Origin of the sequence: Streptomyces bobili (assembly GCF_002154575.1) — a bacterium.
Lineage (GTDB): Bacteria > Actinomycetota > Actinomycetes > Streptomycetales > Streptomycetaceae > Streptomyces > Streptomyces bobili.
In genome coordinates, this window is record NZ_MUBA01000009.1 from 1 (window position 1) to 13,202 (window position 13,202).

The window sequence follows — 13,202 nt, forward strand, 5'->3', positions numbered from 1 at the left end:
CCCGCCAGGGCACATCCGCGCCCCGTGCGGTGTCCTCCGTCTTCGACATCGGTGCTGTCTGGGTCGGCGTCATCCTGTTGTCGGCTCTTGCCACCAGCAGGGAAGCAGGGGTGTACACGGCGATCGGCCGCATCGTCACGGCGGGCACCCTGGTCCAACTCGCCGTACGGCTTGCCGTCGCGCCGGAACTCAGCCGTCTCCTGGCCGTGGAGAAGGTCGCCGAGGCGCGCGCTCTGCACCGGGTCTCGACCTGTTGGACCGTGGCCCTGTCGTGGCCGCTGTTCGGCGTCGTCGCCTGCTTTCCCGGGACGATCCTGTCCGTCTTCGGACCGGGGTTCACCGACGGCGCCCTCGCGCTCGTCGTGCTGTGCACCGCCTCCATGGTCAACGTCGCTGTCGGCAACGCTCAGACCGTGCTGCTCATGGCCGGCCGGAGTTGCTGGCATCTGACTGTCACCGCAGTGGCGTTCACGGTTCAGCTGGCGGTCGGCGTCCTCGTCGTGCCGGCCTGGGGAGTGCTCGGCGCCGCGGCGTCCTGGGGCGCGGCGATCGTGGTGGAGAACGTCATGGCGGCCGTGCTCGTCCGGATGCGCCTCGGCTTCACGACCGTGGACCGGGGCTACATCAGGGCCCTGGCAGTGGGGCTGGCCGTGACGACGGTGCTGGTGGCGTCCCGTCTTTCCGAGGGCGACACGTCGTCGGGACTCGCCGTGGGAATGGTCTTGGGATTGTGTGTATTTGGTATTACTTTATGCCGATATCGGACGCTTTTGAGGTTGGGCGATCTGGTCGGAGCGCTGCGGCACCGCGCCGCATGAACGCAGACGCGTGCGCACCCTCAGCGTCACCACACCGGCGTCGCTTCCCTGACACCACTGCCATCCGGGGACTCCCGTGTACCTGAGAAAAAGCCGTAAGAAGCCGGCCGCGAGGGTCGCAGTCACAGCGCTCATCTGCTGCGTCACCGCGCCGCTCGGCACCTCCCTAGCCACCGCCGCCGACGGCGCGCCCGCGTTCACCGCCGATCCGCTGGCCACCTGGCAGACGGACGGCATCGTCTGGTCGCTGACCGCAGCGAAGGGTGTCGTCTACGTCGGAGGATCCTTCGAAAATGTCCGCCCACCAGGAGCTGCACCCGGCCAACGGCAGGTGAAGCGCCGCAACTTCGCCGCCTTCGACGCGGCAACCGGCAAACTCCTGCCCTGCGCCCCGTCGTTCACCGGCAACAGCCACACCGTACGGGCCATGAAGGCTTCCCCGGACGGCCGCGTACTGTACGTGGGGGGGTCCTTCAGCCAGGTCGGATCCGTCCGCGTGGCCAATCTGGCCGCCATCGACACTGCCGGCTGCTCCCTGCGCAAGAACTTCAAGCCGGCGGTGTCCGCCACCGTCCGCGCCATCGATACCACGGACCGCGCGATCTACTTCGGCGGCGATTTCGGCCGCGTCGCGGGCCAGCCCAGGAACCGGGTCGCCGCCGTCGCCACCACTGGATCCCTGCTGCCCTTCCGAGCGGACGTCGACCTGCCCGTACGGGCACTGTCGGCCGCAACCTCGCATGGCCGGCTCTTTGTCGGGGGTGACTTCGAGTCGGTCAACGGCCAGGGCGCGCGCTCACTCGTCGCCCTCGATGCCGCCAGCGGCAAGACCGTACTCACGTATCCGGGCTGGTTCCCTCCCCAGTCGTCGGTCAAGACGATCGCGCGCGACACCACTCGTTTCTACGTGGGCGCCGAGGGCCGCGGGCCCGGCATCTTCGACGGGCGGATCGCGGGCCGTCTCACCAACGGCACGATGGTGTGGAAGGACACCTGCTTCGGAGCCACCCAGGCCGTCCTGCCTTACAAGGGTGTCCTCTACAGCGCCTCCCACGCGCACAACTGCAACGAGACACCCGGTGGCTTCCCCGAGCGAGGCGACCGACAGCACCTGCTGGCCCAGTCGCTCGACAACCGCAAGATCCTGCACTGGTTCCCCGACACCAATGACGGGCTCGGGGAAAAGATCGGCCCCCGTACCCTGACGGTGTCGGCCGGCGTCCTGTGGGCGGGCGGCGAGTTCACCCGGGTCAACGACGCACCCCAGCAGGGCCTGACGCGCTTCGGCAACCGTGACACCGGAGCGCCGAAGGTTCCCGCCCTGGCACTGTCCGGCACCAGTCCCGGCAAGGTCACGCTCACCTGGCGCACCTCCTGGGACCGGGACGACGCGTCCTTGACGTATCGGATCTACCGCGACGGCAAACTCGTGGCGCAGAAGAAGAAGGCATCCACCTACTGGGACCGTCCACAGATGACCTACACCGACACCGTGCCCGCCGGGACCAGTCATCGTTACGCCATCGCGGTGACCGACGGGACGAACGCCTCCGCCAAGTCGAACTCGGTGACGGTGAACGTGCCGAAGCAGGCAGCCCAGGAGAAGGCGGCCCAGGATCCGCTGGCGGGTGATCCTCAGTGACACGCATCGGATTCGCGCCCGGTGTCTACGACCTGTTCCACGTCGGACACCTCAACATCCTGCGGGAGGCGCGTCAGCACTGCGACTGGCTCGTGGCCGGCGTGACCTCCGACGACCTGGCCGCGAGCCTGAAGGGCCACGCTCCCGTCGTGCCGCTCGCCGAACGCCTGGAGATCGTCCGCAGCCTGCGCTACGTCGATGACGCCGTCGTGGAGGCAGACGTCGACAAGTTGAAGACGTGGAAGCGAGTCGGCTTCCACGTCATCTTCAAGGGCGACGACTGGCGGGGGACACCCAAGTGGGAAATGCTCGAACGGCGCTTCGAGCAGGTCGGTGTCGAGGTCGTCTACTTCCCGTACACCAAGCACACCTCCAGCACTCTGCTGCGCGCCGCCCTGCAACTGCTTTCTCCCAACGGAGGGCCGCAGACTGCCTCAGCGCAGCTCGCGGAACCACTTCAGCAGGAAGGCACCCATGAACACGACGTGCGCCAGAAGCAGCCCGCAGTACGCCGTGAGGAAGAAGTCCTGATTGCCCAGGAATAGGAAGCTGACGCAGGTCAAGCCGTAGTCCACCGGCAGAAGCAGGACGGACCGCAACGCCGGAGGAGCGGGTGCCGGAGCATGATCCGGCACCCGCCACTTGAGCTTCTCCGTCAGGATTCCGGCGAAAAAGATCACTACGGCCGCGAGTTCGAAGAGCATCGGCGCCAGCAGGAAGAGCGGGCTGGGCAGGTCGAAGAACCGGTAGAACGACACCAGTACGACCAGATGGAGGGCGACGACCTTGATGCAGTCCACGACATGGTCGAGCCACTCGCCCGACGGGCTCCCCGAGCGCTGGCTCCGCGCCAGCTGACCGTCCGCCGCATCCAGCGCGAACCCCATGACGAGGGCCGCGCCGACACAGACCGCCATCGCGGTCTGCGGCGGAATCAGGGCCACCGCGGCGAGGGCGGGAAAGGTGAACACCGCGCTCAGGACGGTGAGCTGATTCGGCGTCGCCCCTGCACGGTGGGCCAAGGCGGCCAGGAACCGGCCGGCAGGCCGATTCACATACAGGGTGTACAGGGATGCCCCCTTCGCCGGCTTCTGTGCCGTCGACAGCTGTTTGAGCACTGCAGCAAACTCCGTCATTCATGTCCTTAAGGGATGAATTGCTGGAAAGAAGGCGATTATGGCAGAACGGGGAGTTCGGATGTCTCCTGTCAGCCGTCGGCAACTTCTGCGTGGCGCAGCGTCGGGGATCGGGGCGATGGTCTTGACCGCTCACAGTGCCTCCGCCGTCGGCGGAGCGGACCACGGCCCCACGACACCGCCGGTCCCCGCCCGGCCCCGGAGAGGTCAGCCGTCAACCACCCGACTGCCTCTCGTGCTGAACGTGGCCGACCTCGGAGCCGTGGGCGACGGACGAACCGACGACACCGCCGCCTTCGAGATCGCCTACTCGCTCGCGGCCGCCCGGGTCTCCCGGGGAGTCGGACGCACAGTGATCGAAATCCCCGCGGGAGAGTTCCTCATCACCCGTGCGCACGCACTGCTGAACGGCGCCGCTCCGCTGCGAGCGGCCAACGGCCTGCGCTTCAGCGGAGCCGGCAAGCGCATGACCACCCTTGTCTTCCGTCCGGACGACGGCCCAGGCTCCTACCTCTGCCGCAACGAGGACATCTGGTCGAACCTCTCCTTCGAGCGCATCCAATTCCGCTCGGCCACGCCCGGCGCCTCCTTCTTCAGCTCGTACTCCACCGGCAACGCCCAGGACTACCGCTTCTCGGAGTGCGAATGGATGGGGGAATGGGAGTTCGGCCTCGCCCTGAACGGCACCAACACGAACTCAGAGATGCGCTGGGAGGCATGCCGGGTCGGCGGCAGCTACCGCAGAGCGTTCCTCTACTCCGGCCTCTCACAACGGCAGCAGGCAGATCCCAACGACCAGGACCAGTTCCTCAACTACTGGTTCACGGACATGAAGGTCGAGTACGAGTGGGGCAACTTCCTGGAGTTCCCCTACGGCGGCTCGATCACCTGCCGCGGCGGCTCGTACATCATCACCGGCACGCGTCCGCACAGCACCAAGGAGTACGGCACCACCAGCACGTTCTTCCGCTTCCCCGTCGCCCGGCACCACGACTCGGTACAGCGATTCCACGCCCAGGACATCCGGTTCGAAGTACGCAACCCGCAGGTCCAGGTCATCGACAGCGTCTGGTCGAGCGGCACGATTCACTTCAGTGACTGCGACGACACCGGACTCTCCTTCAAGGAATTCTCCACCGAGGCACGGGCACACCGCTACACGGTAGGGCCGCGCGGACCCCTGATCCGTTATGACTCCTGCCAGTTGGTAGGCCACCACGAATACCGAACGGACGAGCGGCAGAAGGCCCTGCCGACCGTGGCCCGCTACGACATGTGCCTACTGCGCAGTCACTCGGCGCAAGAGTTCGCGGTAGCCGAAGACAACATCCGCCCCGGCTTCGTCCGCTTCGTCGACTGCCTCGACAAGTCCACCGTCGACACGTAGGCGGCCCGGTTGCCTGGTGGATTCCGTGAAAAGCTGTGTGACACCGCCGGAGCAACAGCGCCGTGGTTGACACTGTGGCGGCGTGATCGCCGGCCGGATCACCGACGTCAGGAGGTTGAGGGCACATGCTGCTTCTGGGCCGCTCGCAGGTCGAAGCCCTGCTCGACGTGGACTCGCTCATCGAAGTCCTCTCCTCGGCAATGGCAGACCTCAGTGCGGGCCGCGCCTCGGTACCTCACCGCGTCGCCGCCTTGGTCCCCGAACACGAGGGCTTCCTGGCGGCCATGCCAGGCTTCCTACCGTCGGCCGGGGTCCTCATGACCAAGCTGGTGTCACTCTTCCCGCACAATGACGGGGCACGGCTACCCACCCATCAGGCGCTGATCGTGGCGTTCGATCCGGACACCGGCGAGCCCGCTGCGCTGCTGGACGGCAGGGCCATCACCGCAGCGCGGACAGGCGCCTGTTCCGCGCTGTCGGCGCGGCTGCTGGCCCGCGAGGACGCAACCGTGCTGGCGGTGCTGGGCACCGGCGTGCAGGCCCGGTCCCACGCCCGCGCGATCTGTCGGGTCCGCCCGATCCGGGAGATCCGCATCGCCGGCCGGGATCCGGCGAAAGCCGCTGCCCTGGCCGACGAACTCTCCACCGCACTGGAGGGCGACGTCCGGGCCGTGTCCAGCTACGCCGAGGCACTCGACGGCGCGGACATCGCCGCCGCGACGACGCACGCCGTCGAACCCGTGATCCGCCGTTCGTGGCTGACGCCCGGGGTGCACATCACGTCCGTGGGGTACAACCCTGCAGGCCGCGAGGTCGACGACGCCACCGTCGTCGAGGCACTGGTGTGCGTCGAATCGCGCCAGGCCGTGCTTGCCCCGTTCCCCGCGGGCAGCAACGACCTCCTCATGCCGATCCGCGGCGGCCTCATCACGGCCGATCACGTGCACGCCGAGCTGGGCGAACTCATTGCCGGCCACAGAGCGGGGCGCACCACACCGGACCAGATCACCCTCTACAAGTCGGTCGGCGTGGCAGCACAGGACGCCGCGGCCACGGCCCTGGTCCTCGCCTCGGCCCGCGAGCAGTCGATCGGCGAGGAGATCACGCTGCGCTGATGCCGCCACCAGCACGCTCGCCGGCACACGCCGGGAGCCTCGTCCTCGCCGGAGCCCATGCAAGGAGGCGAGGCGGACCCGCCTACGGTTCGACGATGTGCCGCAGATAGGCGTGCGGGTCGGCGAGATAGCGGCGCCAGTGATCCACGATGCCGAGCTCCCGCCAGGCGACCCCGCGCATACCGTGCTCACCGACCTCGATGATGTCAGCGCCCGGGAGCGCGGTCAGCAGCGGAGAGTGCGTGGCACAGATGACCTGGCCGCCCTCCTTGGACAACCGGTCGATGTGGCCGATCAGTTCAAGGCACGAGGAGAAGGAGAGCGCCGCCTCGGGCTCGTCGAGAACATAGAGGCCGGCGTGCAGGAACTTCCCGCGGAAGGCCGCGAGAAAGCCCTCACCATGGCTGAGATGGTCTGGCGAGAAGCCCTCCCTGTCCAGGGCGTCCAGCGCGGTCTCGGCGCGTAGGAAGAAGCCCTTTCGGGCTGACCAACTGGTGGCCATACGGCGCCCGCGGCCCGAGGCGGCTTCGAATTTCATACGCTCGCCCAGCGTCGACCTGGCGCGCGGGGAAGCGTAGCGCCAGTCGTGGGAGCCGCCGTAGGAGTCCAGCCCGAATCCCTCCGCCAGCGCTTCGACCAGGGTCGATTTCCCCGAGCCGTTCTCACCGACCAGAAAGGTCACAGGTGCGGTGAAGCGCAGCCCTTCGTTGAGCAGCTGTCGCACGCAGGGCACTGACCAAGGCCAGGTCTCTTCGTCGTACGAGGAGAGATGGACATACGCGCGTTCGATAATCACGTGACCAGTGTCGCCTGGAGTCCGGAAGCAGACGTGGTCTTGAGTGCCCTTCCGGCCCGGCTTGAAGTACCAGAGCCGGTGAGGGCCATGGGGACTCGCACGATACGGGCAAGCGTCATCGCCGTGTCCGGTGTTGCGTTGACTGCCCGAGGTGGCTGGTCACCGTGCTGGTGACGGCTTGACGGCGAGCAGAACCTCGCCGTCCTCCCGGGGCTGCCAGCCGCCGATGAGTTCGCGGACCTCGGCTGCCTCGCCGCCGAGTTCCATGTTGCTGACTATCAGCAATCCGCCCGGGCGCAGTGTCCTGGCCAGTACTTCGATTTCGGCGACGCTCACCTCCATGCCGTCGAAGAAGGCCAGGTCCGCCTCCCCCGCAGGCAGGTCGGCGAGGACTTCCACGGCTTCCCCCGTCATGCAGTTCACGCGGCTGGCCAGACCTCGCTCGTTCAGATGCCGTTGCGCGAGCTCGATGTGGACGGGATCGCGGTCCACGGTCTGCACGAGGATCCCGGCGTTGGCGAGGCATGCGGCGGAGTAGCCAAGGGAAGTACCGATCTCCACCGCGCTGCACGCGCCTGCCTGTATGGCCCAGAGCGCCAGCTGTGCGCCGTCGGCGAAGGGGCGCGAGCCGCATCCGTAGGTGCGCTGGTGATCAAGGGTGGCACGCTTGAGATCCGACATCGGAGCGTACACCGCAGAATCCATGTGAACCTTCCATGGGTGGTGAGGTCCGACGCCCACGGACGGGCCACGGCGACTGTGTACCTTCAGGTTCAGGGGGTCGGGGCTGATGCCTCGGCGCCCACTCGACGTGATCCGACCACCGCCCCTGCCAGGCACAGCCAATCACCGAAAGCGGCAGGCGGCACCCGGGAGGGGCCGGTCGGGCGATCGGCACGTCGAACTGGTCGTACCGTGTGCTGGACGTCTCCGGCAGGCGCTTCTCTGCACGGCTGTGGCCCTGCCGCCGACGCAGACGTACCTCACGGCTGCCTACCAGGTCAGCCGTCTGGTGGCAGGCGCAAGAGGGCTGCCACGGTGGACCGCGTCCTACGTCGCTATTTCGCTGCCTCCGAGGCATCGCCACCGCACCGTGCGCACCTCTCGTGACGGTGCTGTCCTCACGGTGGCGCGCCCGGTCACTTACCTGTTGAGGTGCCGTCCAGCGGGATCGCACGCTGCGGTTCCACGACCGGCAACCACACCCGCACCGTCGAAGGTCCGCGATTCGCCCACGAGTGGTAAGGGACCAGGACGATCTCCGCGCGGTCGGTTGAAGGCTCGGCGGCGGCCGCGTCGAGCGGCCTGTACGGCCAGGTCCCGTCGCGCTGTACGTCGTAAGCGGTGATCTGCCCCGGGGTGACCACCGTGCCGCCCGTCCCGTCCTGCGGCGGTGCTGCCGGGTCCACCCGGATCACCTCGACGTCGTGGCCGCCCGGCAGGTCCACGGACTCGGCGCAGTACACCAGCGGCCCGCGCTGGACGGCCACCGTGCCGCGGACGGCGTCGACGCGTGGGTCGGCACGGATCCAGCGCGGCCGTACGGGCAGTTCGAGCCGGATCTCGTCACCGGGCCGGAAACGGCGGGTCACCTCGGTCATGCCGGGGGGCACCGTACGGCGGGCCCCGTCCGGGTCCACCAGCCATGCCGTCGCGCCCTGCGTCCACGCGGGGACACGCAACGACACCGTCCAGGGGCGGCCCGACGACGACCGGTCGATGCGCACGCTCACGGTTCCGCCCGACGGATAGTCGGTCCGGACGCGCAGCGCGACGTCATGGCCGCCTACGAGCGAGGTGGCGATCTCCGCGTCGGCGTACTGGTGCAGCTGCAGGCCGTGGTCGTCGGCCGTCGCGAGGTACGCGGGCAGCTGGGCCAGCGTCCGCGCCACATTGGTCGGGCAGCAGGACACCGCGAACCAGGGCGCGCGCAGGCTGGACTCGGCGCGCGGACTCACCGCGTCCGCCGCGGGCACGGCGCCCCGGTGGCGCCGGTGCAGGGTGTTGGCGTAGAAGAAGGCCCGGCCGTCCTCCGCCGGGGACGTCGCGACCACGTTGAAGAGGGTCCTCTCGGCGAGGTCGGCGTAACGCGGCTCGCCCGTGGCCAGGAGCAGCCGCCAGCTGAGCATCACGGAGGCGACGCCGGCGCAGGTCTCCGAGTAGGCGCGGTCCGGCGGGAGGACGAAGTCGTCGCCGAAGGACTCGTCGCGGTGGTGTGATCCCATGCCGCCGGTGAGATAGGTCCGTCGGGCGACCGTGGCCTCCCACTGTCGAGCGAGCGCGTCGAGGAGGTCGTCGTCGCCGGTCTCCACGGCCACGTCGACGGCGCCGGCCGCGAGGTAGAGGGCGCGAACGGCGTGGCCGCGCAGCACTGTGGCCCGTCGTACGGGCACGTCGTCCTGGTAGTAGACGCGGCCGAACTCGCCGTCGGCGAGCGTGCCGTGGCCACGGCGGTCGATGAAGATCGCGGCCTGGTCGAGGTAGCGCTGTTCTCCCGTCAGTCTGGCCAGTTCGACCAGGGCCGTCTCGATCTCGGGATGCCCGCAGACGCGCTCGATGCCGCCCCGCCCGAAGGTGGCGCAGACGTGGTCGGCAGTGCGTCGGGCGATCTTCGTCAGCTCGCCCTCGCCCCGGGCCCGGGCCTGGGCCACGCCCGCCTGGATCAAGAACCCGTTGCAGTAGAGCTCGTGGCCCCATTCGAGGTCGCTGTAGCGGGCGGGCTGCCCTGGGTGGCCGAAGGCGGTGTTCAGGTAGCCGTCCGGTTCCTGGGCGGACGCGACGACCTCGGTGAGTGCGGCGATGTCCGTGTCGAGCCGGCCCCCCGGGCCGGCGTGCCAGGCCATGGCTTCGAGGAGCTTGTAGACCTCGGAGTCGGCGAACTCCCGGCCGCGCCGGTCCCGGTGGGCGCGGCCCTGGGCGGCGGCCCGGAAGTTGCCGGTCCAGCCGACGCGTTCCATCCAGTCGCGGCAGTGGCCGAGGGTGGCGCTCTCGTTGGTGTGCCGTCGACGGGCCCAGAATCCCCCGGTGATCCTGACCTCGTCGAGACCGAGCGGTCGCAGCCGGCCGCGGGTCGGTGCCACCGGCAGGACGGATGGCCCCACTGCGTTTCCCTTCACGACTTCATGCCTTCGATTCGTCCCTTCGTTGTCCGGCCAGGTCCTGCGGTCACGTCGCTCGCGCGTCAGGCATCAGCCCTTGAGCGCACCCGACATGAAGCCCCGTATGTAGTGCCGTTGAAGCAGCAGGAACAGGAGGAGGCAGGGGACGGCGAGAACCACCACGCCTGCCTCGGTGGCGCCGTAGTCGACGGCGCCCATGCTCTGCTGCCGCAGATTCGCGACGGCCAGTGGCAGCGGCGCCTTCTCGCTGTCGGAGATGAGGATCAGCGGTGCGATGAAGTCGTTCCAGGCGGCGAGGAACGCGAAGAGACCGACGGTGATCAATCCCGGTCGTACGGCCGGAAGGAGGACCCGCCGCAGTGCGCCCGCCGTGCCGCAGCCGTCGACCAGCGCGGACTCCTCCAGTTCGCGCGGCACCGCCTCGAAGGAGATGCGCATCATGAAGGTGGCGAACGGCAGTTGGAACATCGCCAGGACCAGGCTCAGCCCGATCAGCGAGTTCTGCAGGTGGAGTCTGCCGAGCAGTACGTAGAGAGGGATGAGGAGGGTGGCGTACGGGACCATGAGGATGGCCAGGGTGAGCAGGAACAGCAGGTTCTTGCCGGGGAAGTCGAAGCGGGCGAAGGCGTAGCCGCCCAGCAGTGACACGCCGAGGGTCAGGACGACGGTCAGCGCGGAGACGACGGTGCTGTTGAGGAGGTACCGCCACAGGCCGGCGTCGTAGTCGAGCAGTGTGCGGTAGTTGCCGAACCCGTAGCCGGTTTCCTGTGCGGTGCCCGGCTGTCCGCTGACGGATGCCCAGGCGTTCCACAGCAGCGGGAAGAGGAAGATGACGGCCAGGCCGCCGGCGACGACGAAGTAGGGCGTCCTGCCGAGGGTGCGGATCAGCACCGTGGTGTCCCTTCTCTCGAGGTACGGCTCATGACGCGTCGGCGCGGCGCAGACCGCGGAACTGAAGGGCGTTGAACAGGAGCAGCACCGCCAGCACAAGGATCGACAGGGCGGCCGCGGTGCCGAGGTTCATCCGCTGGAAGGCCTCTCGGTAGATCAACTGGACGACGGTGACGGTGCTGTTGTCCGGTCCGCCCTTGGTGAGGATGAAGAACTGGTCGAAGGCGAGGAGCGATCCGGTCACGCACAGCAGCAGCGTCAGGGCGAGGGACGGCCGTAGCAGCGGCAGCGTGATGGAGCGGAAGATCTGACCGCGGCTGGCACCGTCCATGCGGGCGGCCTCGAACACGTCCTGCGGGATGCGCTGGAGACCCACGAGGAGGATCAGCATGTAGAAGCCGGCGAACTTCCAGACGATGAGGAAGACCGTCGACAGCAGGGCGGAGGTCGGTGTGCCGAGGAAGGACACCGGGTCGTCGACGAGGCCGAGTTCCTCGAGGATGCGGCTGAGCGGGCCGGTGCTGGGGCTGTACATGCCCCAGAACAGCAGGGACGCGGAGGCCAGTCCCAGGGCTCCGGGCAGGAAGTAGACCGTACGGAAGAGGCCCGTCCCTGGGCGGGACTCCTGCACCAGCAGGGCGAGGCCGAGGGCGAGGCCGAGGAGCACGACCGTGACGATCACGGTGTAGAGCAGGGTGAAGCGGACCGCGGGCCAGAAGAGGGTGCTGTCGGTCGCGTCGGTGTAGTTCTCCGGGGCGTTGAAGCCCCGGTCGCCCGCGAGGAGCGGCCAGTCGCTGAGCGACATCTGCCCGACGAGCAGCAGCGGCAGCAGGAAGAACACCGCGACGAAAACGGCCGTGGGGGCCGCGTAGGCAAGCCCCTTCGCCTGACGGGATCGCCATCGGGGCGGGTTGGTGCGGGAGGGACGGGCCCGGCGTTCCGGCCGGGTCCTGGGTTCGGCCGCCGCTGGGTCGGCTGCCTTCACCTGCATGGCTCTCCTCTGCCGTGTGACGTGGGAAGGCTCTGGCCGAGCCGGGTGACGTTCAGTCGGCGAGTGAGGCGCTGACCGCGTCGTTGTCCTTGTCGATGGACGATCCGTCCCCGAAGACGGCGTCGCGCATCAGCTTCAGCCACGGCCCGTTGGGATCGTTGAAGGTCTGGCCGAACTTCAGCGCGTACGGGGTACGGCCGTCGGCCACCAGTTCGTTGATCGTCACCAGCCGCGGGTCCGCCTTGGAGTACTTGTTGGACGCGAGGTCGGTGCGCGCCACCACGTCCTTGTGCGCGGCGACCACCTCGACCTGCGCTTCGTCGCCCAGTGACCAGGCGAGGAAGTTCCAGGCCTGGTCGGCCGACCTGCTGGTGGCGGAGATACCGATGGCGTCACCGCCGACGAAGGTGGACCTGCCGCCGTCAGGTCCGGGGATGGGGGCGACGCCGAGGTCGAGGTTGTGGGGCATCAGCCCGAGGCTGGTCGACGGCATCGGCATGACGCCGACCTTCCCCTCGGGGAACACCCCGGTCCAGGTCGTGCCCGTCTCCTCGCGTGCGCCGGGCGCCACGATGTCGTCCTTCACCCACCCGCGGTAGGTGTCGTAGACCTTCCGCGCGGTGTCGGAGGAGAGTTCGGCCTCGGTTCCTTCCTTGTTCAGCACATCGTCGCCCGCGGCCCAGATCGACGGCCACCAGGTGAAGACGCCGCAGCCGCCGCAGTTGCCGCCGAAGAAGGTGCCGTTGACGTCCCCGCCCAGCGCGTCCACGGCCCGTGCCTGCCGGTCCCACTCGCTCAGGCTGGTGGGGGGCTTGTCGGGGTCGAGCTTGGCCTTGCGGTAGAGGTCCTTGTTGTAGAAGAGGACCGAGAGGTCGAGGGTGTGCGGTACGACGTACTTCTTGTCCTCGTACGTGCCGGCCTTGATGTGCGACTGCGCGAGTTTCTCGGCGAAGGGCAGGGCGTCGACGCGGTCGGTGAGGTCGGCGAAGAGTCCGTTGGACGTGTAGTTCGGGACGAACACCACGTCGGAGGCGAACAGGTCGGGCAGGTCCTTGGACCCGGCGGCCGCTCCGACCTTGGCCTGGTAGTCGTCGGTGGGGACGACGGTCAGTTCGATCTTGTTCTTGTGGCCCGCGTTGTACGCCTTGACCAGCGCCTCGCTCTGCGGCCGGGTCGCCGCACGCGTCCACATCGTCAGCGTCGCTCCGTCGTCGACGCCGTCGGCGTCCGCCGCCCCGCCTCCTCCCCCACCGCCCGAGCCGCCGTCCCCCGACCCGCACGCCGTGACCAGGCTCGCCGCGGCGAGC

The 13,202-nt window shown here is 68.5% G+C and carries 11 protein-coding genes and 1 pseudogene; 5 read left to right on the forward strand and 7 right to left on the reverse strand.

Annotated features, from left to right (window positions below):
• From BZL64_RS00845 to BZL64_RS00855, 3 genes and pseudogenes are all read left to right on the forward strand, one after another.
• The coding region (locus BZL64_RS00845) for a lipopolysaccharide biosynthesis protein (protein ID WP_341868779.1) at positions 1–818 on the forward strand (818 nt) is incomplete at its 5' end.
• Positions 819–894: 76 nt separating this feature from the next.
• The gene (locus BZL64_RS00850; protein WP_208639336.1) at positions 895–2,460 is read left to right on the forward strand and encodes a fibronectin type III domain-containing protein; all 1,566 of its coding nucleotides are present in this window, start codon (positions 895–897) and stop codon (positions 2,458–2,460) included.
• Positions 2,457–2,894 (forward strand): annotated as a pseudogene (locus tag BZL64_RS00855) (FAD synthase family protein); the annotation flags it as partial. The gene BZL64_RS00850 and the pseudogene BZL64_RS00855, both read left to right, overlap by 4 nt.
• On the opposite strand, the gene BZL64_RS00860 reads toward BZL64_RS00855, so the two are convergent.
• Positions 2,895–3,596, reverse strand: a complete 702-nt coding sequence (locus BZL64_RS00860) for a CDP-alcohol phosphatidyltransferase family protein (RefSeq protein WP_086764886.1) — start codon at positions 3,594–3,596, stop codon at positions 2,895–2,897.
• A gap of 244 nt (positions 3,597–3,840) precedes the next feature.
• On the opposite strand from BZL64_RS00860, the gene BZL64_RS00865 reads away from it, so the two are divergent.
• Entirely contained in the window at positions 3,841–4,983 is a 1,143-nt protein-coding gene (locus BZL64_RS00865) for a glycoside hydrolase family 55 protein (protein ID WP_244205128.1), read from the forward strand.
• 125 nt (positions 4,984–5,108) lie between these two features.
• A complete protein-coding gene (locus BZL64_RS00870; RefSeq protein WP_086764893.1) occupies positions 5,109–6,098 on the forward strand; it encodes an ornithine cyclodeaminase family protein in 990 nt (329 codons plus the stop codon).
• 82 nt (positions 6,099–6,180) lie between these two features.
• On the opposite strand, the gene BZL64_RS00875 is transcribed toward BZL64_RS00870, so the two are convergent.
• The 6 genes from BZL64_RS00875 to BZL64_RS00900 all read right to left on the reverse strand — a co-directional run.
• The gene (locus tag BZL64_RS00875) at positions 6,181–6,894 is read right to left on the reverse strand and encodes an AAA family ATPase (protein ID WP_086764896.1); all 714 of its coding nucleotides are present in this window, start codon (positions 6,892–6,894) and stop codon (positions 6,181–6,183) included.
• Between the two features lie 159 nt (positions 6,895–7,053).
• The gene (locus BZL64_RS00880) at positions 7,054–7,599 is read right to left on the reverse strand and encodes an O-methyltransferase (protein WP_086764899.1); all 546 of its coding nucleotides are present in this window, start codon (positions 7,597–7,599) and stop codon (positions 7,054–7,056) included.
• Positions 7,600–8,033: 434 nt separating this feature from the next.
• Complete coding sequence (locus BZL64_RS00885) at positions 8,034–9,995, reverse strand: glycoside hydrolase family 127 protein (RefSeq protein WP_167396070.1); 1,962 nt, start codon at positions 9,993–9,995, stop codon at positions 8,034–8,036.
• A gap of 87 nt (positions 9,996–10,082) precedes the next feature.
• Entirely contained in the window at positions 10,083–10,904 is an 822-nt protein-coding gene (locus BZL64_RS00890; RefSeq protein WP_086764902.1) for a carbohydrate ABC transporter permease, read from the reverse strand.
• 28 nt (positions 10,905–10,932) lie between these two features.
• Positions 10,933–11,895, reverse strand: a complete 963-nt coding sequence (locus BZL64_RS00895) for a carbohydrate ABC transporter permease (protein WP_086764907.1) — start codon at positions 11,893–11,895, stop codon at positions 10,933–10,935.
• A gap of 52 nt (positions 11,896–11,947) precedes the next feature.
• Positions 11,948–13,202 (reverse strand): ABC transporter substrate-binding protein (locus BZL64_RS00900; protein WP_208639337.1); only part of this gene is annotated, 1,255 nt, incomplete at its 5' end.

Bases quoted from the DNA above. Each gene is read 5' to 3' on its own strand.
- BZL64_RS00860 (WP_086764886.1), bottom strand. From the start codon at position 3,596: ATGACGGAGTTTGCTGCAGTGCTCAAACAGCTGTCGACGGCACAGAAG.
- BZL64_RS00870 (WP_086764893.1), top strand. From the start codon at position 5,109: ATGCTGCTTCTGGGCCGCTCGCAGGTCGAAGCCCTGCTCGACGTGGAC.
- BZL64_RS00880 (WP_086764899.1), bottom strand. From the start codon at position 7,599: ATGGATTCTGCGGTGTACGCTCCGATGTCGGATCTCAAGCGTGCCACC.
- BZL64_RS00895 (WP_086764907.1), bottom strand. From the start codon at position 11,895: ATGCAGGTGAAGGCAGCCGACCCAGCGGCGGCCGAACCCAGGACCCGG.